We start from the raw sequence: 19032 nt of genomic DNA, 5'->3' as shown, positions 1-19032 counted from the left end.
CCGGGCAGCGACAGTTCCGGCTCAGGCCTCCCCGGAGGCCAGAACTTCGAGTGCGTATGCAAGATCCTGCGGGTAATCGCTCGTCACCGTCACGCGCTCACCCGTCCTGGGACTGTCGAACCCAAGCTGCCGGGCGTGGAGCCATTGCCGGGTCAGGCCGAGCGTCGCGGCCAGCCGCGGATCTGCCCCGTACGTCAGGTCGCCCGCGCAGGGGTGGCGCAGGGCGGAGAAGTGGACACGGATCTGGTGGGTCCGGCCGGTTTCAAGGTGCACCTCAACGAGGGAGGCCTTGCCGAAGGCCTCGAGGACTTCGTAGTGGGTGACGGATTCGCGGCCGTCTTCGATAACTGCGAAGCGCCAGTCATGGCCCGGGTGGCGGCCGATCGGCGCGTCGATCGTGCCCGCGAGGGGATCAGGCAGCCCCTGGACCACTGCGTGGTACACCTTGTCCACCGTGCGCTCCTTGAAGGCACGCTTGAGCGCTGTATAGGCGCGTTCCGATTTGGCGACCACCATGGCGCCGGAGGTGCCGACGTCGAGGCGGTGCACAATGCCCGCACGTTCGGGGGCGCCCGACGTCGAGATCCGATAGCCCAGCCCGGCGAGGCCACCCACCACAGTGGGTCCCACCCAGCCGGGGGACGGGTGCGCGGCCACACCCACTGGCTTGTCGATGACCACGAAGTCCTCGTCGTCCAGCAGTATTTTCAGGCCTTCCACAACTTCCTCCACGATTTCCAGGGGGTCCCGCCGTTCAGGGACAACGACCTCCAGCACAGTGCCGGAGGCCAGCTTCAGGGACTTCCCCACGGCCTTTCCTCCGGAGCTGACGTTGCCCTCGGCGATCAGCGTTGCCGCCTGCGAGCGGGATATCCCCATCAGCCTGGCAAGGCCCGCATCGACGCGCGTGCCGGCAAGTTCCTCGGGAACGGTAAGTTTCTCAGGCATCCTGGCCCTCCGCCGGTTTCTGGAGCCGTGAACCGTCAAGGGATATACCCCGCAAGGTCAGCAGGCAGATGATCACAACGGCGGAGACAACAGCGGAATCGGCGATATTGAAAATGGCGAAATTCGGCAGCTGGATAAAGTCCACCACGTGGCCCATGGCGAACGACGGTTCCCGGAACAGTCGGTCAGTGAGGTTCCCCAAGGCACCGCCAAGAAGCAGGCCCAAAGCCAGTGCCCACCACGCCGAACCGAGCTTGCGCAGCTGCACGAGAATGGCAATCGACACGGCCGCCATGATGATGGTGAACACCCACGTCACGTTCTCGCCAATGGAAAAAGCGGCCCCGGAGTTGCGGATGTAATACCAGTGCAGCAACGGGGGCAGCACGGGAATACGCTCCCCCTCCACCATGGTGCTGGTCACCCACAGCTTGGTGAGCTGGTCGAAGACGTAGGCGAAAACAGCGAAGCCGGCGAAGAGCGCCAGCAGGAACGCCTTACGCGGCCGGGCATGAGTCGTTGCTGGCTGCGCTGCGGCAGGTGCTGTTTCGTCAGTCATAGAGCTTTCATTCAAGAGCCGGTCCCGGGACAGGAAGGAAGTTGCTGGTGCCCGCCATGTGTCACACGGGTGGCGGTTAATGGCAAAAGCCGGCGGCCGAGGAGTCCTCAGCCACCGGCTTTCAGAATACTTGCTAAACGGCGGGGCTGCCGTCGCTAACCTCGGGCGCAGCCACGGAACCGCGGGCGTCCAGGTCGCGGAGCTGGCCTTCGATGTAGGCCTTCAGGCGTGAACGGTAGTCGCGCTCGAAACCGCGCAGCTGCTCCACCTTGCGTTCCAGGACAGACCGCTGCTGCTCCAGGGCACCGAGGATCTTGCGGGACTTCTCCTGCGCGTCGTTGACCAGGCTGCTGGCTTCGATCTGCGCCTCGGCGATGATCTTGTCCTTCTGCTGCTGGCCGTCGGCGACGTGCTTGTCGTGCATCTGCTGCGCCATGGCCAGCAGGCCGGCGGCGGATTCCGCCGTCGGGTTGACCGCGGCGGGGGCAGCCGCGGCGGGAACCGGAGCGAGTGCCGTTGCCGGCTCGGGAGCCTTCTTCTTGGCTTCGGCGGCCTTGGCCTCGGCTTCCGCCTTGGCCCGGGACTCGTCCTTTTCAGCCTTGACCGGGGCGGGAACCTTCTCCACCACCGGCGCCGCTGCTGCGGAGCTGGCGGGCGTGCCTGAGCCGCTCTCGGCAAGCTTCTTGCGAAGCTCGTCGTTCTCTTGGTTCAGGCGGCGCAGTTCGACGACGATTTCGTCCAGGAAGTCGTCAACTTCGTCCTGGTCGTAGCCTTCGCGGAACTTGGTCGGCTGAAAGCGCTTGTTGACAACGTCTTCTGGCGTCAAAGCCATCTGGTCACCTCGTTGGTCTAGTTAGTCAGTAGGCCTTCCGGCCGTCAAAACTACGGTACCTAAATATGGTCTGGTTCCTCTAATTCAACACTGAGGTGTCAAACCGGAGGTTCTACGCGATGCCGTGGACGGCGGTTTCCCGCCCTGTCAGTGCGCCGCAAGCTGTAATGAAAATTACGCGAGATTCTTCACGATTGCCATAGCCACGCTGATAGCGATGAACAACAGCAAAAAGCCGAGATCCAGCGAAATCCCGCCCAACCGCAAGGGCGGAATGAGGCGCCTCAGCACCTTCAGCGGCGGGTCTGTGACCGAGTAGACAGTGTGGGCCGCCACCAGTGCAGCGCCTCTTGGCCTCCACTCCCGGGCAAACATCTGTACCCAGTCGTAGACCAAACGGATGATCAATGCCACAAACACGAATAATAAAGCGATATAGATAAGTCCGAAAACAATTCCCATGAGTTAACTCATATCTCCATGTTCATTCCGGATACCCCAGTGTCCTGTTGCCGTTCTTATCTATTTCAGCACAGATGCCAGACAGGTCGCCTGCCTGGCATCCATACACGCCCGCTGCTAGCTCTGGTTGAAGAAGCTGGCCTGCGTCTCGCTGACCTTCTTGTCGTCGCCGATGACCTCAACGTACGACGGCGAGAGAAGGAACACCTTGTTGGTCACCCGCTCGATGCTGCCGCGGAGGCCAAACACCAGCCCTGCCGAGAAATCGACCAGGCGCTTGGCATCGGCCTCGCCCATGTCCGTGACGTTCATAATGACGGGGATGCCATCACGGAAGCTTTCGCCGATCAGTTTGGCGTCGTTGTAGGACCGCGGGTGGATCGTAGTGATCTGGCGAAGTCCGGTGGTCTCTTCGCGGCTCGAGGCCGCGCGCTTGATAGGTGTCACAGGTGCGCGATATTCCTCTTCGGCGGCGTGTGGAGTCGGAGTTTCACGGGCGATCTCGCGGACGGGCGCCGGTGCCCGGCGTTCCTCGCGGTCATGCTCCATTGAATCGTCCTCGTCCTTGTGCGGTGTGTGGTGCTCAGACTCGTAGTGTTCATCGCCATCGGCGAGCCCAAGATAGATCATTGTCTTGCGCAGAGCGCCAGCCATGGTCGACTCCTAATCGTGTCCGTAAGCGGGCCGCTGAGTTGACTTGACAGCATTGGAATCCCCGCCATTCTCTTCCAATACTTTGACGCTACCGCAACGCAGGACGCGAACCCAATATATCCGACCCTATTCTCAGGTGTGTCGCACCCGCCCTGATGGCGGATTCCAGATCCTGGCTCATGCCGGCGGATATCCCCTTAGCCGACGGGTGCTCGCGGAGCAGCTGAGCCGATATTTCCGCCAGCTTGCCGAAGGCCGCATCAGGATCCGAACCCAGCGGAGCCACCGCCATGACGCCGGCGAGAACAAGCCCCGGCGATCCTGCCAACTGATCCGCCAGCGGGGCAACCTCCAGCCGGCTTGCGCCACCCCGATGGCTTCCGGCGTCCTCGTCCAGGCTTACTTGGATAAAGCACTCAAGCGGTGCCCTGCCTGTCCGCTCCTGCTCCGCGGCAATGGACTTGGCCAGGGCTGCTGCCAGCTGCGGCCGGTCCACTGAATGGATGGCGTGGGCGTACCGGACCACAGACTTCGCCTTGTTGCTCTGCAACTGACCCACGAAGTGCCACCGGAGCCTGAGATCACTAAGGCTGGCGGCCTTCTCCGAAGCCTCCTGGTCGCGGTTCTCCCCCACATCGGTCACACCCAGTGCTGCCAGCCTGCGCACATCTGCGGCGGGGTGGAATTTGGTCACCACGATCAGCTCCGGCGGGTTGTCCGGACGGCCTGCAGCTTCCGTGGCGGCCGTGATCCGGCGCCGGACTGCGGCAAGCCGTGACCCGATGTCGATCAGGCGGGGGTCATCCGCGGCCGTCACGTCAAGGGGCTCACTCACTGATCCACACCAACCCCGCGAACCGGCCCGTGTCCGGGTTTCCGCGGTAGGAGAACAATTCTTCGTTTTCGAGGGTGCAGGGTCCGGAATAGTCCACGGTGACCCCTTGGGCTTCAAGCTGGCTGCGCGCACCGGCCGGAAGGTCAAGCCCGGGGGTGCCCCAGGATGTTGTTGACCAGGTGGCCGGTACGGCTGCGGCCACGTCAGCCCGCATGCCCTCCGGCACTTCGTAGCAGGATCCGCAGATGGAGGGACCGATCCAGGCGTGGATGTCCTTCGCTCCCTCAGCGCGCATGCGCGCCACGGTTGCCGGGATGACGCCGCTGGCCACACCCGGGCGGCCCGCGTGTGCAACGGCCAGGATCGGCTTTCCCCCCGGCGCCGAGCCTGCGAGGACCACCGGGACACAGTCCGCCACCATGACCGCGAGCGGGCGCCCGGAGGACACCATCCCGTCCGCAGTGGGACCGCCGGGTGCGGAGCTGTCCGCCGCATCACCGATATAGGCCACTGCATTGCCATGAACCTGGTTCATGTACTGGAAGCTGCCTGCGGGCAGGCCCGCTTCGGCCTCCAGGAAGCCTCTCCGGCGAAGGACTTCGGCCGGATCGTCTCCCACGTGGAGGGCGAGGTTGCCGGCCCCGGCGTCAGTGAATGCAACCCAAACGCCGGGCCGGACTTCGGTTCGCCACCAAAACAATCAAAACACCGCTAACTGACGAGCTGACAAGACGTCCCGCAAGTCCTACTTCAGGAAGTCGGGAACGTCCAGGTCGTCCGAGCGGCTGCCCGAAAGGTCCGGCTCCACAACAGACGGAAGGTCGACGTCGAATCCCGAGTCGGCGGGGACGGCCGAGGGGCGCTGCTGGCCCCAGTTACTCAGGCCGGAAGCACCGATCCCGGCGTGGACCGGCTGGACGTGCTGTGCCGGCGCCTGGGCGGGCGCGGGAGCCGAGGTAGGCGCGGCCGGGCGCTGGGGAGCGGCCTGCGGCTGGGACTGGTCCATCGAGGGCGAGGTGGCCTTGACGTCGTCAAAGCCTGCTGCGATCACTGTCACCCGGGCCTCGTCGCCGAGGGCGTCGTCGATGACGGCACCGAAGATGATGTTGGCCTCCGGGTGGGCAACTTCCTGAACCAGGCGGGCCGCCTCGTTGATCTCGAAGAGCCCGAGGTCCGAGCCGCCCTGGATGGACAGCAGGACACCGTGGGCGCCGTCGATCGATGCTTCCAGGAGGGGGGAGGCGATGGCGAGTTCCGCGGCCTTGACGGCGCGGTCCTCGCCCCGGGCCGAACCGATGCCCATGAGGGCGGAGCCTGCACCCTGCATCACGGACTTGACGTCCGCGAAGTCAAGGTTGATCAGGCCCGGCGTGGTGATGAGGTCGGTGATGCCCTGGACACCGGACAGCAGGACCTGGTCGGCAGAGCGGAAAGCGTCCAGGACGGATACATTGCGGTCGCTGATGGACAGGAGGCGGTCATTGGGGATCACGATCAGGGTGTCGACTTCGTCGCGGAGGGCGTCGATGCCCGCCTCGGCGGAACCTGCACGACGGCGGCCCTCGAAGGTGAACGGGCGTGTGACAACGCCGATGGTGAGGGCGCCGAGCGAGCGTGCAATGCGGGCCACCACGGGGGCGCCGCCAGTACCGGTGCCGCCGCCCTCGCCGGCCGTCACGAAGACCATGTCCGCGCCGCGGATGACCTCTTCGATCTCGTCGGCGTGGTCTTCGGCCGCCTGCTTGCCGACCTCCGGGTTTGCGCCGGCCCCGAGACCACGCGTCAGCTCGCGGCCTACGTCAAGTTTGACGTCGGCGTCGCTCATGAGCAGAGCCTGGGCATCGGTGTTAATTGCGATGAATTCGACACCGCGGAGACCGACTTCGATCATGCGGTTGACTGCGTTCACGCCACCGCCGCCGATGCCGACGACCTTGATGACGGCCAAGTAATTCTGCGGAGCTGCCACGTTACGTGTCCCTTGTTCGTGTCCTATTGCGAAAACTGATGGAGTCCTGCTTGAAGCTTTTAACCTTAACCTTCGACTTGAGGGTTATAGTTATGTCAAGTAACTCATGCTGTGACGCTATTTCCTATGCCTGAGACATTCAATGACCTGCTCCGCGTGTCGTAGGAATACCCGCGAAATAGAGCGGAAATCGCCTCTGACCACACCGCCGGTCCGCTGATTCCCCAGCGCGGCTGAATGTTCGTCCCGGGGTTGTCCCCGGGGGCTCGCCCACTATCGTGTCACGGGATGCCGTGGCACGCTGACATCGTAGACCTGGACGGGGTTCTTGGGGTCCGCGGGCGCCTTCAGCAGGGCAGCGAGCACCTTGGCTTTGAGCTCCTTCTCCCCCGCATTGCCCCAGACAATGGTCTGGCCGTCCACTAGTTTGAGTTCGACGGCGTCAACCGACTTCGCCGAGGCATCGGACAACCTGGCGAGTACGTCTGCGGGCAACGCGGCCAGCACGCCCGTGATGGCCTTGAAAAGGTCCCTGCCGATCACTCCGGCTCCGCCGTCGATCACCGGCAGCTGGATGCTGCCCGGGTCCTGGGTCGTGCCGAGCTGCACCCCGTCGACGTCGACCAGCTGGAACACTTCTCCCTGCTTCACCAGGGCGACCGGTGTGCGCTCATGGATGTGCACCACCAGTACCGACGGCGGCCGCGCCTCCGTGGTCACGTCCTTGACCTGGACAAGGGGCTGCAGCAGCTGCTTCACCTCGTCGTCATTCACCTGCGGCAGGGGTTTGCCATGCAACGGCTTCAGCATCTCCTGGACCTGGCCGGGAGTCAGCATTTTGGTGCCGTCCACCGAGACCGTCTGGATGGCGAACAACGGCGAGTAGACGGCTGCTGCCAGCAGTCCGGCCACCAGCGCGGCAACAATGCACGCAGCCAGGATGATGTTGCGCCGGATCCGCCTGCCCTTGGGCTCCGGGAAGGACAGCACGTTATCGGTGGCGGAGGGACGGGATGCTCCCGCGGCCGCGGCCGCGGGTGCGGCCTTGGAGGCCGATATTACGTCCGCGCGTCCGCCTCCCTGGTGGGACTTTTCCTGGGCGGACTTTCCCTGGGCGGACTTTCCCTGGGTGCCAGGCGAGCCTGTCTTGTAGGTGGGCCGGCGCGTGCTAGCCACCCGGCGCCTCCGCCAGCAGTGCCTCCACAATCAGCGGACCGTAGGCCGTGACGTCGCCCGCTCCGGCCGTGAGCACAATATCGCCGGCGGCTGCGTTGGCCACGACGGCCCGGACGGCGTCTTCTGCGGCCACCAGCCGGCCGCCCGCGGAAAGCCGGTCACCGATCAGCTTGCTGCTGACCCCCGGGATGGGATCTTCCCGGGCCGGATAGATGTCCAGGACCAGGGCGGTGTCCGCGGCGTTGAGCGCCTCGGCAAAATCGGCTGCAAACTCCCTGGTGCGGGAAAACAGGTGCGGCTGGAAAAGCACGTGCACCTTGTGGTCCCCCGCTACGGAACGTGCCGCGGCCAGCGCTGCCCGGACTTCCGTCGGGTGGTGGGCGTAGTCGTCGTAGACCCGCACTCCCCTGCCTTCTCCCTTGAACTCGAAGCGGCGTGATGCGCCGGAGAAATGGGCCAGGGCCCCGGAGGCCGCGTCGGGTGCGACGCCAAGTTCCAGGGCAACGGCAAACGCGGCTGCAGCGTTGAGCGCGTTGTGGCGCCCTGGCACCTGGAGGTCCAGTGCAAACCTTCCCGCGCCGGTGGACACCCACACGTCTCCCGGGCCGCCGTCGTGCAGCCGCAGCTGCGCGTCTTCAGCGGTGCCGTAGGTAACCACCCTGGTGTTGCCCCGTGTCCTGGTCCGCTCCGCAAGCGCGCGGGCACCGGGATCATCGGCGCAGGCCACCAGGACGCCGTCGGCCGGGAGCAATTCCGTGAAGCTGTCGAACGACTCGTAGACGGCTTCGGCGGTGCCGTAGTAGTCAAGGTGGTCGGGTTCCACGTTGGTGACAACCGCAATGTGGGGTCGGTAGTTGAGGAATGACCCGTCGGACTCGTCGGCCTCGGCAACAAAGATGTCCGAAGTGCCGCTGGCGGCGTTAACCCCCAGGGAAGGGACGTTGGCCCCGATCGCAAAAGTGGGATCCAGGCCGGCACCCTGCAGCAACACCGTGACCATGGACGTCGTGGTGGACTTCCCGTGGGTGCCGGCCACCGTAACCACGCGGTCACCCGCCATAGCCGCCGCCAGTGCCTCCGAGCGGTGCAATACGGGCAGCCCGGCGGCACGTGCGGCCTGGAGTTCCGGATTGTCCGCGCGGATGGCGGAGCCGGCCACCACGGCCTCGGCCGCGCCCAGGTTGCCCGCGGAATAGCCCACGTGGATGCCTGCGCCGGCCGCAGCGAGGTCTGCCATGACCGGAAGGTCTTTGGCATCGGAGCCTGTCACCGGGACACCGCGGGCCACCATGATCCGGGCCACGGCGGACATGCCCACGCCGCCAATGCCGATGAAATGCACGCGGCCAAGGGATTCCAGGCTCCGCACGGCCGTGCGTGCTGTGGACATGGTCATTTGCTTACCGCTTCCAGGACCAGATCAGCCATACGGCGATCTGCGTTTCGGATACCGAGGGCTTCAGAACTCGCCGCCATTTTCGCCAGCCGGGCAGGGTCTGAGAGCAGCGGGATGATTTCCCGGCTGACCCATTCGGGCGTGAACGATTCGTCGTCAACCACCAGGGCGCCTCCCGCTTGCACCGGACCGGCGGCGTTGAGCGCCTGTTCGCCGTTGCCGATCGGGAGCGGAACGAACACGGCCGGGATGCCCACAGCAGCGGTTTCGCAGACGGTGGCCGCTCCCGCACGGCCCAGCAGCAGGTCGGCGGCCGCATAGACGTTCTCCATCCCGTCGACATACTCCACCTGGCGGTAGCCGTCTGCGGCGAGGGGTTTGCCTTCGCCGTCAAGGACCGACTTGCCCTTCCCGGTGATGTGCAGGGTCTGGATCCCGGCCTTGGCCAGTGCATCCAGGGACGCCGCAATGGTCCTGTTGATGCTCTGCGCCCCGGATGAGCCGCCGGTGACAATGAGCGCGGGCTTGTGCTGGTCCAGCCCCAGCAGCTCACGTGCGGCATGCCGGGAAGCAGCGCGATCCAGCCCGGAGACTTCCCGTCGCATCGGCATGCCGACGTGACGGGCCCCGCGCAGCTTCGTGCCGGCAAACGCGACGCCGACGTGGTGGCTGAAGCGGGCACCCACTTTGTTGGCCAGTCCGGCCCGGGTGTTGGCTTCGTGAATGACAATCGGAATTTTCCGGCGCCGGGCGGCGAGGTACAGCGGGGTACAGACGTAACCGCCGACGCCCACGAGGACGTCCGCGTGAGCGTCGTCGAGGATCCTTCCGGCCTGCTTAACAGCGCCGGCCAGCCGTCCCGGCAGCCGCAGGAGATCCAGCGACGGCCTGCGGGGAAAGGGCACGCGGCTGATGGTGGCCAGCTCGAGGCCGGCTGCGGGGACCAGCCTGGTCTCCATTCCGCTGGGCGTCCCCACAGCCAGGAGGCGAACGTCCGGACGCACGTCCCGCAACGCGGCCGCGATGGCCAGCAGCGGACTGATGTGCCCGGCCGTTCCGCCGCCGGCAAGGACAACTGACAAAGACTCGGCATTCATTAAGTGCTATTTACGCTTTCGTGTGGGGTGCGGGCGGCCGCCCTTGGTGCGGAACTTGAGCAGCCGCTTGGGCTGCACGCTTGGCGCCATCTGTTCCCGGGCCAACGACAACACTACGCCGACGGCACACAGCGACATCAGCAAGGCCGAGCCGCCATAGGAAATGAACGGCAGCGGCACGCCGATGACGGGAACGAGTCCGGTGACCACGGACATATTGACCGTGGCCTGGCCGAGCAGCCACACCATGATGGTCCCTGCAAGGACGCGGTGGAAGAGGTCCTCCTGCGCCACCACCACCCGGTAGATCGCAGCACCCAGGATGGCAAAGAGGATAAGCACGACGACGGTGCCCACCAGGCCGAGTTCCTCGCCGATGATCGCGAAGATGAAGTCGTTGTGGGCTTCCGGGATCCAGCTGTACTTTTGCCGGCTTTGGCCCAGCCCGACCCCCAGCCAACCGCCGGAGGCGAGCCCGTACAGGCCGTTGGTTGACTGGTAGTTGGCGTCAATGCCTTCGCCGCAGGAGTTTCCGGTCCACCACGAAGTGATCCGGCACATCCGGTTGGAGCTCGTCACGGCCATGAACCCGGCCCCGGCCACGGCGACCAGGGCCGCGATGCCGAACATGTAGAGCGGGACCCCGGCAAAGAACAGTGCGGCGGCCATGATCATCATGATGATCATGCCTGTACCGAGGTCATTGCCGGCCAGGACCAGCCCGATGATGCCGGCGGCGGCAGGAAGGACCGGAACCACCACGTGCTGCCAGCGGTGGAGCAGTTTTGCCTTGACCGCCAGCACGGTGGCCATCCAGAGTGCCAGGGCGAGCTTGGCCGCTTCTGACGGCTGGAAGGTGATGCCGCCGAATTCGATCCAGTTCTGGTTGCCGTTGGTACTGGTGCCGATCAGGAGAACGAGGACCAGGAGCACGTAGGCTCCGGCGATCCCCGGCCAGGCCAGGCGCTTGAGCCAGACCACGTTGACGCGCGAGAGGACGAACATCAGGAAGACCCCGATGGCGGCGAACATGCCCTGCTTGAGTGCTGCCGTGTACGGCGACTCCCCCGCTGCGATCGCCTCGACGCTGGACGCGGACAGTACCATCATGATGCCGATGGCCGTGAGCGCGAGGGTGGCCCCGAGGATCAGGTAGTACGTGGAACCGTTGCGTGACTTGCCGGTCCCTTCCAGCTTCGCCCAGAAACTCCGGTGCCAGCCGCGAAACCTGGCCAGCGGCGGCACGTGGCCGGTTCCGCGGGCCTGGGTCTTGGGCGATGGCGGTTTCGAACCTGCCGCGTTTCCTGTCCGCGAAGCCGGCGGGAGCGGGGTTGCGCCCCGCTGCCTGGCAGCCGGGGCACGGGTGGGCGTGCTGACCATTGTTACTCCTCGCCGGTCTGAGCCTGCCCTTCCACGAGCCCGCGGACAGCTTCAATGAAGGCGTCGCCACGGTGAGCGTAGGAAGAGAACTGATCCATGGAAGCAGCCGCCGGGGCCATGAGCACAGTGTCTCCCGGAGAAGCCAGCTGTGCCGCTGCGGCGACGGCCTGGGCCATCACAGTTTCCCCGTAAATCGGCGAGGGCACTGTGCCGGCATCGCCCGTCCCGGCAGACTGCACATTTTCAGTGTCGCCCTTCGTGCGCCCGATCACGGGGACATCCGGTGCGTGTCGTTTGAGGGCGTCCGAGAGCGCGGTGGTGTCCGCTCCGATCAGTACTACGGCCTTTAGCCGCGGCGCCTGTTCCTGGACGAGTTCGTCATAGCTCACGCCTTTGGAGAGCCCGCCGGCGATCCAGATGACGTTGGTGAAGGCGGACAGCGACGCAGCCGCCGCGTGCGGGTTCGTGGCTTTGGAGTCGTTGATCCACAGCACATCGTTGTGCCGGGCTACAAGCTGGATGCGGTGTTCTCCCGGAATGTAAGTCTTCAGTCCCTGGCGTACCGCTTGCGGTTCCGCGCCGTACGCCCGTACCAGTGCCGCCGCCGCCAGGGCGTTGGCGACCATGTGGCGGGGGGCCACCGGGCCGAGGTCCGCCATCGCGGCAAGCTCAGCAGCGCTGTCTTTACGCTCGGGGATGAAGGCACGGTCCACCAGGAGGCCCTCGACCACACCGAGCATGCTGATGGCCGGCGTCAGCGTGGTGAAACCGACGGCGCGGCAGCCTTCCACGACGTCCGCGTTCTCCACCATGCGTTCGGTTTCAATCTGCTCGGCGTTGTAGATGCAGGCCTTCTGCGTGTGCTCGTAGACCTTCGCCTTGTCGGCCAGGTACGAGGCGTAGGATCCGTGCCAGTCCACGTGGTCCTCAGCAACGTTGAGGCACACACTTGCGACCGGGGAGACGGAGTGGCTCCAGTGCAGCTGGAAGCTTGAAAGCTCTACGGCAAGGACGTCGTATTCAACCGGGTCGCGCAGGGCGTCCAGGATGGGCGTTCCCACGTTTCCGACGGCAATGGCTTTGAGCCCGGCCGCCTGCAACATGGATTCGGTAAGGCCCACCGTGGTGGTCTTCCCGTTCGTTCCGGTGATGGTCAGCCAGTCAGCGGTCTTGCGGCCCTTCCGCTCGCGCACGCGCCAGGCAAGTTCCACATCACCCCAGACCGGGATGTGGGTCCGGGCAGCCGCCGCGAGAAGGGCCTGGTCCGGGCGCCATCCCGGTGAGGTCACAATCAGGTCCGGCTTCAGCCCGTCAATTTTCGGCATCGAGTGCACGGCGTCCTCGCCGAGGAGGACATCCACGGCACCCACGATCTTCAGGGTGTCCGCCTGGGCCCGCGCCGTGGGACTGGTGGCGGCGTCAACCACCACCACCCTGGCACCGAGTTCGATCAGGGTGTCTGCGGCGGCGAAGCCGGACACGCCGATTCCCGTCACGACCACCCTGAGGCCGGTCCAGTCCGAGTCCCAGCTCACAAGGTTCTCGAGCCGGGGAGACGTCGCCAGCGGCGAAGGTATAGGGCTGCTCACAGCAGGACCACCCATTCTGCGTAGAAGATGCCCAGACCCGCGGCGACGAAGAGGCCGCCGAGGATCCAGAACCGGACCACCACGGTGACTTCCGCCCAGCCCTTGAGTTCAAAATGGTGCTGGAGCGGAGCCATCTTGAAGAATCGCTTGCCCTTCGTGATCTTGAAGTAGCCCACCTGGATGATCACAGAGAGGGTGATGAGGACGAAGAGTCCGCCGATGAAGGCGAGCAGCAGCTCGGTCCGGGACAGGATGGCGAAGCCGGCGACGGCCCCGCCGATGGCCAGCGAGCCGGTGTCGCCCATGAAGATTTTCGCCGGGGAGGTGTTCCACCACAGGAAGCCAACCAGGGCCGCACTCAAGATCGCCGCCAGCAGTGCCAGGTCCAGCGGGTCCCGGACTGAATAGCAGCCGCCGCCGGTCTGCCGCGGCGAACCGCAGGCCTGGTTGCTCTGCCAGATGCCCATCAGCGTGTAGGCGCCAAACACCATCACCGAGGCCCCGGCCGCGAGCCCGTCCAGGCCGTCGGTAAGGTTCACGCCGTTGGTGGCAGCCGTCACGATCAGGTTGGACCACAGCACGAACAGAATGGCACCGAGGACGGTGCCGCCGAAAGCGAGGTTCAGCCACGGGATGTCCCGCACCAGGGAGATCTGGGTGGATGCGGGGGTGACGCCGTCGGCGTTGGGAAAGTTCAGGGCCAGGATCGCGAAAATGATGCCGACGGCGCCCTGCAGTACCAGTTTGGCTTTGGCGTCCAGGCCAAGGCTGCGCTGCTTGGAAATCTTGATGAAGTCGTCCAGGAATCCCACCAGGCCCATTCCCACCATGAGGAACAGGAGCAGGAGCGCGGAGGCCGACGGCCCGGGTGACCTTGGATTCATCATCCACATGATGAGGTGGGTCAGCGCATAGCTCAGAAGGACCGCGAAGACCACCACGGTGCCGCCCATGGTCGGGGTGCCGCGCTTGGTGTGGTGCGATGTGGGACCGTCGTCGCGGATGAACTGGCCGTAGCTCTTCCGCACCAGTAGACGGATGAACAGCGGGGTTCCCACCAATGCAAACAGCAGGGCCAGGCCAGCGCCGATCAGCAGTGCAATCACAGCGACTCGCTCCCTTCATTGGCGGTTGCTCGGACTTGTGGGGGTAATGCTATCCGATCACCCAGATGCCTCAGCCCCACACTGTTGGAGGACTTGAAGAGGACAAGATCGCCTGGTTCCAGCTCGCGCTGGAGGAGGTCGTAGGCCTCGTCAGCCGACTCGGTGAAGACGCACTCGTCGCCCCAGGAGCCTTCGTTGACGGCGGAGACGTAGAGTGAACGGGCCTCCCGGCCAACCACCACCAGGCGGGAAATGTTGAGCCTCACCACCTGCGTGCCGACTGCCATGTGCTCTCGAATGGACTCGTCGCCCAGTTCCAGCATGGCGCCCAGAACGGCCCAGGTCCGGCGTCCGCGGCCGAGGTCCGCCAGCGTCCGCAAAGCCGCGCGCATGGATTCCGGATTGGCGTTGTAAGCATCGTTGATGATGGTCACGCCGTCCGGCCGCTCGGTGCGTTCCATCCGCCAGCGGCTGGCCGCGGTCTGCGTGCTGAGGGAGGCCGCGATCCGCTCACCTGTGACTCCGGCAGCGTAAGCGGCTCCGGCCGCTGCCAGGAGGTTGGTCACGTGGTGCGCACCGATGAGGCGGCTGCGTACCTGGTGCCCTTCGGCTTCGCCGGGGAAGAAAAGTTCGAACTCGGGATTTCCGGCCGGGTTCGTTTCGACGTGGACGGCGCGCAGGGCGGCACCCGGGACGTCGTCAGCCGGCTGTGCCGAAAAGCCCAGGACGTTCGCCGTGGTCCTGCTCGTCATCGCGGCAACACGGCCGTCGTCGAGGTTGATCACAGCGGTCCCGCTGTCCGGAAGGGCTTCAAGCAGTTCGCCCTTGGCAACGGCAATATTGTCCACGCCGCCGAATTCACCGGCATGGGCGGTTCCGATGCCCAGGACCACTCCGATGGAGGGCCGGACCATGTCCGCGAGATAGCGGATGTGGCCGATCCCGGTGGCGCCCATCTCGATCACCAGGTAGCGGGTGTCGAACCCGGCCTGGAAGACAGTGAGCGGTACACCCACTTCGCCGTTGTAGGAGCCCTGGGGTGAGACGGTGTTGCCTTCGGCGGAAAGGATTCCGGCGAGGAGGTCCTTGGTGGTGGTCTTGCCGGCGGAACCGGTGATGCCGATGACGGTGAATTCCGTACCCTCAGCCGCGCGGCGGGCACGGATACGGCGAACGGATTCGGCGGCCAGTGCGCCCATGGCAAGGACGGCGTCCTTCACCACGATGGCGGGGTACGGCGCGCCGGCGCCGTCGGGGCCTTCCCGTTCCACCAGGGCCAGGACGGCGCCGCGTTCAAAGGCTGCGCCGATGAAGTCGTGGCCGTCAGCGCTTTCGCCGGGCTTGGCCACATAGAGGGATCCCTCCGTGGCTTCCCGGGAATCGGTGACCACTGCCGAGGGCGTGATGGTCGGATCGGCGGCAAGGCGGCCGTCTGTAATTTCGGCAATTTCCGCCGCAGTAAATGCAATCATCTCGGTCTAGGACTCTATCCGCTCGTCATTCAGAACGGTGAATCCGCGGGCTGTCAAGGCCTCGCGGAGCTCCACCCTGTCGTCGAGCGCCAGGTTGACGCCTTTGACTTCCTGCCAGACTTCGTGGCCGCGTCCGGCCACAAGGATCGTGTCCTGCGGCTGTGCCATGTTGACGGCCTCCCGGATCGCCACGTCGCGCGGGTAGGATTCCAGGATCGTGCAGCCAAGGCCGCCGGATTCCTTCGCCTCACGCGCGCCCGCCAGGACGTCCGCGCGGATGGCGGCGGCGTCCTCGTCATGGGGATCGTCATCGCTGATGATCACCACGTCCGCAAGCCGCGCCGCGATGGCCCCCATGGCCGGGCGTTTGCCCTGGTCCCGCTGTCCGGTGGCGCCGAAGACCACGATCACCCGCGAACCGGGCTCGGTTGAACGCACAGCCTCCAGCGCACGCTGCAGGGCGTCCGGGTTATGGGCAAAGTCGACGACGGCGGCCGGCGCCGTGGAGACGAGCTGCATGCGTCCCGGAACGGCAACGGTGAACGGATCAGCCTCGTCCAGGGCAGCCTGCAGCGTGGCCGGCTCAACGCCGCTGGCCAGGACCATTACGGTCGCGAGGGCGGCGTTGGAAACATTGAAGCTTCCCGGCAGCCCCGTGTGAACACGCAGTTCGCTGCCGTCACGGTGCCGCAGCCGGAACTCCGTGCCAAGGCCCCGGGGGGCGGCGGCCGTGACTGTCCAGTCAGCAGCCGGCGCGGCGGGATCGTTGCCTTGGGCGGTCGCCAGGGTGGTGACCGGAATGCCGGCAGCGGATGCGAGGCGCCGGCCCCACTCATCATCTACGGTGATCACGGCAGACTTGGCGTGCCGGGGCGTGAAGAGCCGGGCCTTGGTCTGAAAATATTCGTCCATGGTCCCGTGGAGGTCCAGGTGGTCCTGGGTGAGGTTGGTGAAGCCGGCGACGTCGAACTGCACCCCGTCGACGCGGTGGAACGATACTGCATGCGAGGAAACCTCCATCGACGCAGCGTCCAGGCCGCGTTCGCGCATCAGGGCCAGAAGCGCGTGAAGGTCGGTGGACTCAGGCGTGGTCAGCAGGCTGGGAATAGGGGCACCGCCCGCCAGGATCTCGATGGTGCCGATCAGGCCGGTCCTGCGGCCCAACGCCTGCAGGAGCGCATTAATAAAGTACGTGGTGGTGGTTTTGCCGTTGGTGCCGGTAACACCGAACAGCGACGGCGAAGTTCCGCCTTCCGGCCTGCTCTGGTAGATCAGTGCCGCGAGGCCGCCCACAGCGCTGCGGGGTTCGTCAACCACCAGGACCGGTACGGGAGTGTCCGCTGACAACGCAAGCAGCCTCGCGCCGTCGTCGTCCGTCACTACCGCGACGGCGCCTGCCGCGACGGCCTGCGACACGAAGTCCGCGCCATGCCTGGCGGCGCCGGGCAGGGCGACATAGAGATCGCCCGGCTGCACGGTCCTCGAGTTCAGGGAAATCCCGGTGACGGGGACGGAGCTGGATGCCCCGGGAACGACGACGCCGACGGACTCGCCGATGGTGCCAAGGGGCACCGCGGCAACGGCGGTCGGCCGGAACCCTGAACCGGGAACCCTGCCGCTCGTTGTATCGGTACTGCCTGGGGCATGGTGCTCTGACAAGTGGATCTCCGTTGGTGCTAGTGGATCACACCGGGCGTAGGGGAAGTTCCCCTCGTACGAACGATGCTGTGGACGTGCTATTTGACGTATTGGGGCAGCCTGACCGGCTCGCCCGTCGATGGCGGAACGTTGTAGGTCCGCAGCGCCTGGCTCATCACGGAGCGGAATACCGGACCGTTGGTGATTCCGTAAATACTGCCCTTGGGACGCTGCAGGACAACTTCAACAATAAACCGCGGATCGTCCATCGGCGCCATCCCCACCATGGAGGCGGTGTAGCCGCAGTATCCGGACTTGCCGTCGTCGCACGGTGATTCGGAGGTTCCCGTCTTGGCGCCGACGCGGTATCCGTCGATGGCCGCGTCCTTGATCTGGCCCTCGGTCACGGCGCTCTCCAGGATGTCCCGCACCTGTTTCGCAGTTTCCTTTGACACGATTTGGCGGCTTTCCTTCGCCGGGACCTTCTCCTCGGTTCCGTCCGGGCTGATGTAGCTGTCGATCAGGCGCGGCTGCAGCATGACTCCGCCGTTGGCAATCGACTGGTAGGCGCGGACAGTCTGCAGCGTGGATTGCGACACGCCCTGGCCGAACAGGACGGTGTACTCCTGCCGGCCGTCCCACTGGTCGGCCGGGGTGAGGATGCCGCTCGCTTCTGCGGGCAGGCCGATGTCCGGTGCTTCGCCGATCCCGAACTTCTGCAGCCAGTCGTGGCGCTGTTCCTTCGTGAGGCGCTGGCCGGCCATGACCGTTCCCGTGTTCATGGACCAGCCCAGGATGCCGGCAAGGGTCCGTTCCTCGGTCCCGTGATCAAACGAGTCAGTAAAGACCTGTCCGTCCACCACGTAGGAGGGCGGGATGGTGAAATGGTCCAGCGGGCTGGACTTGCCTTCTTCGATGACTGAAGCGGCGGTGATCATCTTTTCCACGGAACCCGGCTCGTAGGCGGCCGTCACCGACCGAACGCCGCGGTCCTTGGCTGCCACTTTCCCGGGGTCGTTGGGATCCGGGGCGTTGGTGTCTGCCATGGCGATGATGTTGCCGGTCTTGATGTCCTGGACAATAATGACGCCCCACTCTGCGCTCAGCTTGTCCGACTGGTTCTGGATGGCCTGCTGGGCAAAATACTGCAGGTCGGAGTTCAGGGTAAGCCGGATGTCCTTGCCGTCGACAGCGGGCGTCAGTTCGTCCACGCCGACAGGGATGCGCAGGCCGTCGGCACCGATTTCGAAGAGCCGCTTGCCCGGAGTTCCCTTGAGGATCTCGTCCTGCGTCTGCTCCAGCCCCGCCTGACCGGTTGTGCCGTCCTGCAGGAAGCCGACGATACCGCCTGCCACTGCGCCGTTGGGGTAGACGCGCTTGCTGGTTCCAACGGTGACGATTCCCGGAATCTGCAGCTTGGAAATCCGGTCCTCCATGTCAGGCTTGAGGTCCTTCGCCACGATGTAGTAGGGCTTTTCCCCCGTCAGTGCGTCTTTGACGTCTGCCGGATCCTGTCCCAGCACGGCGGCCAGCTCCTGGATGCCCTTGTCCCTGGAAACGGTGACAAGCTCTTCCTTTTCGCCGACGGTGTCCAGTCGTTTGAATGACTCCGTCTTCGTGTTGACGCGCTGATCCACCACCACGTTGTAGCGGATGACGCTGTTGGCGAGGACCGTCCCGTTGGCATCCAGGATGCTGCCGCGCTCGGCCGGGAGTTCTATCGGGGTGAGCCGGTTGTTCAGCGCAGCCTCGGCCATTCCGCCGATGTCCAGCCCCTGTACCATGAACAGCTTTCCGCCGACCACGAGCAGCAGTGCCAGCATCATACCCAGGCCCAGGCGAAGCCTCCTGGTGGCGTTGGGCACTTTTGCGGTTGTCTTCTTGCCGGTGCTCTTCGCCACGGTGAGTCCTTGCTGGTT

At 65.3% G+C, this 19032-nt stretch carries 17 protein-coding genes; all 17 read right to left on the bottom strand.

Going from position 1 to position 19032, the window contains the following annotated elements; genetic code table 11:
- Positions 1-21 precede the first annotated feature (21 nt).
- A complete protein-coding gene (locus tag ARTH_RS08030) occupies positions 22-948 on the bottom strand; it encodes an RluA family pseudouridine synthase (RefSeq protein ID WP_011691440.1) in 927 nt (308 codons plus the stop codon).
- Positions 941-1507, bottom strand: a complete 567-nt coding sequence (lspA, locus tag ARTH_RS08025) for a signal peptidase II (RefSeq protein WP_011691439.1) — start codon at positions 1505-1507, stop codon at positions 941-943. The genes ARTH_RS08030 and lspA overlap by 8 nt, the downstream gene beginning before the upstream one ends.
- A gap of 133 nt (positions 1508-1640) precedes the next feature.
- Positions 1641-2339 carry a DivIVA domain-containing protein gene (locus tag ARTH_RS08020; RefSeq protein WP_011691438.1) on the bottom strand — a complete coding sequence of 233 codons (699 nt, stop codon included), beginning with the start codon at positions 2337-2339 and terminating at the stop codon, positions 1641-1643.
- A gap of 174 nt (positions 2340-2513) precedes the next feature.
- The gene (locus tag ARTH_RS08015; protein WP_011691437.1) at positions 2514-2801 is read right to left on the bottom strand and encodes a YggT family protein; all 288 of its coding nucleotides are present in this window, start codon (positions 2799-2801) and stop codon (positions 2514-2516) included.
- Between the two features lie 117 nt (positions 2802-2918).
- The gene (locus ARTH_RS08010; RefSeq protein ID WP_011691436.1) at positions 2919-3455 is read right to left on the bottom strand and encodes a cell division protein SepF; all 537 of its coding nucleotides are present in this window, start codon (positions 3453-3455) and stop codon (positions 2919-2921) included.
- Positions 3456-3543: 88 nt separating this feature from the next.
- Positions 3544-4290 (bottom strand): YggS family pyridoxal phosphate-dependent enzyme, encoded by a 747-nt coding sequence (locus ARTH_RS23805; RefSeq protein WP_011691435.1) that lies wholly within the window; start codon positions 4288-4290, stop codon positions 3544-3546.
- Complete coding sequence (locus ARTH_RS23800) at positions 4283-4990, bottom strand: polyphenol oxidase family protein (protein ID WP_011691434.1); 708 nt, start codon at positions 4988-4990, stop codon at positions 4283-4285. Before ARTH_RS23800 ends, ARTH_RS23805 begins: the two co-directional genes overlap by 8 nt.
- 45 nt (positions 4991-5035) lie before the next feature.
- Positions 5036-6259 (bottom strand): cell division protein FtsZ, encoded by a 1224-nt coding sequence (ftsZ, locus tag ARTH_RS07995; RefSeq protein WP_011691433.1) that lies wholly within the window; start codon positions 6257-6259, stop codon positions 5036-5038.
- 273 nt (positions 6260-6532) lie between these two features.
- Positions 6533-7435 (bottom strand): FtsQ-type POTRA domain-containing protein, encoded by a 903-nt coding sequence (locus ARTH_RS07990; RefSeq protein WP_011691432.1) that lies wholly within the window; start codon positions 7433-7435, stop codon positions 6533-6535.
- Positions 7428-8831, bottom strand: coding sequence for a UDP-N-acetylmuramate--L-alanine ligase (gene murC / locus ARTH_RS07985; RefSeq protein ID WP_011691431.1), 1404 nt, complete (start codon positions 8829-8831; stop codon positions 7428-7430). Before murC ends, ARTH_RS07990 begins: the two co-directional genes overlap by 8 nt.
- Positions 8828-9928 (bottom strand): undecaprenyldiphospho-muramoylpentapeptide beta-N-acetylglucosaminyltransferase, encoded by a 1101-nt coding sequence (gene murG / locus ARTH_RS07980; protein WP_011691430.1) that lies wholly within the window; start codon positions 9926-9928, stop codon positions 8828-8830. Before murG ends, murC begins: the two co-directional genes overlap by 4 nt.
- Positions 9929-9934: 6 nt before the next feature.
- Positions 9935-11308 carry a putative lipid II flippase FtsW gene (ftsW, locus tag ARTH_RS07975; RefSeq protein WP_011691429.1) on the bottom strand — a complete coding sequence of 458 codons (1374 nt, stop codon included), beginning with the start codon at positions 11306-11308 and terminating at the stop codon, positions 9935-9937.
- Positions 11309-11310: 2 nt separating this feature from the next.
- On the bottom strand, positions 11311-12912 hold the full coding sequence (gene murD, locus ARTH_RS07970; protein ID WP_043429642.1) for a UDP-N-acetylmuramoyl-L-alanine--D-glutamate ligase: 1602 nt from the start codon (positions 12910-12912) through the stop codon (positions 11311-11313).
- Entirely contained in the window at positions 12894-14003 is a 1110-nt protein-coding gene (gene mraY, locus ARTH_RS07965) for a phospho-N-acetylmuramoyl-pentapeptide-transferase (RefSeq protein ID WP_011691427.1), read from the bottom strand. The genes murD and mraY overlap by 19 nt, the downstream gene beginning before the upstream one ends.
- Complete coding sequence (locus tag ARTH_RS07960) at positions 14000-15475, bottom strand: UDP-N-acetylmuramoyl-tripeptide--D-alanyl-D-alanine ligase (RefSeq protein ID WP_011691426.1); 1476 nt, start codon at positions 15473-15475, stop codon at positions 14000-14002. The genes mraY and ARTH_RS07960 overlap by 4 nt, the downstream gene beginning before the upstream one ends.
- A 6-nt stretch (positions 15476-15481) precedes the next feature.
- Entirely contained in the window at positions 15482-17134 is a 1653-nt protein-coding gene (locus tag ARTH_RS07955) for a UDP-N-acetylmuramoyl-L-alanyl-D-glutamate--2,6-diaminopimelate ligase (RefSeq protein ID WP_011691425.1), read from the bottom strand.
- A 77-nt stretch (positions 17135-17211) separates the two neighbouring features.
- Positions 17212-19014: a peptidoglycan D,D-transpeptidase FtsI family protein gene (locus ARTH_RS07950; RefSeq protein WP_011691424.1), complete on the bottom strand. Its 1803-nt coding sequence runs from the start codon at positions 19012-19014 to the stop codon at positions 17212-17214.
- Between the last annotated feature and the right edge of the window lie 18 nt (positions 19015-19032).

Source organism: Arthrobacter sp. FB24, assembly GCF_000196235.1.
Lineage (GTDB): Bacteria > Actinomycetota > Actinomycetes > Actinomycetales > Micrococcaceae > Arthrobacter.
Note: the sequence above shows the minus strand (reverse complement) of the source record. Positions and strands in the feature narration are given on the sequence as shown.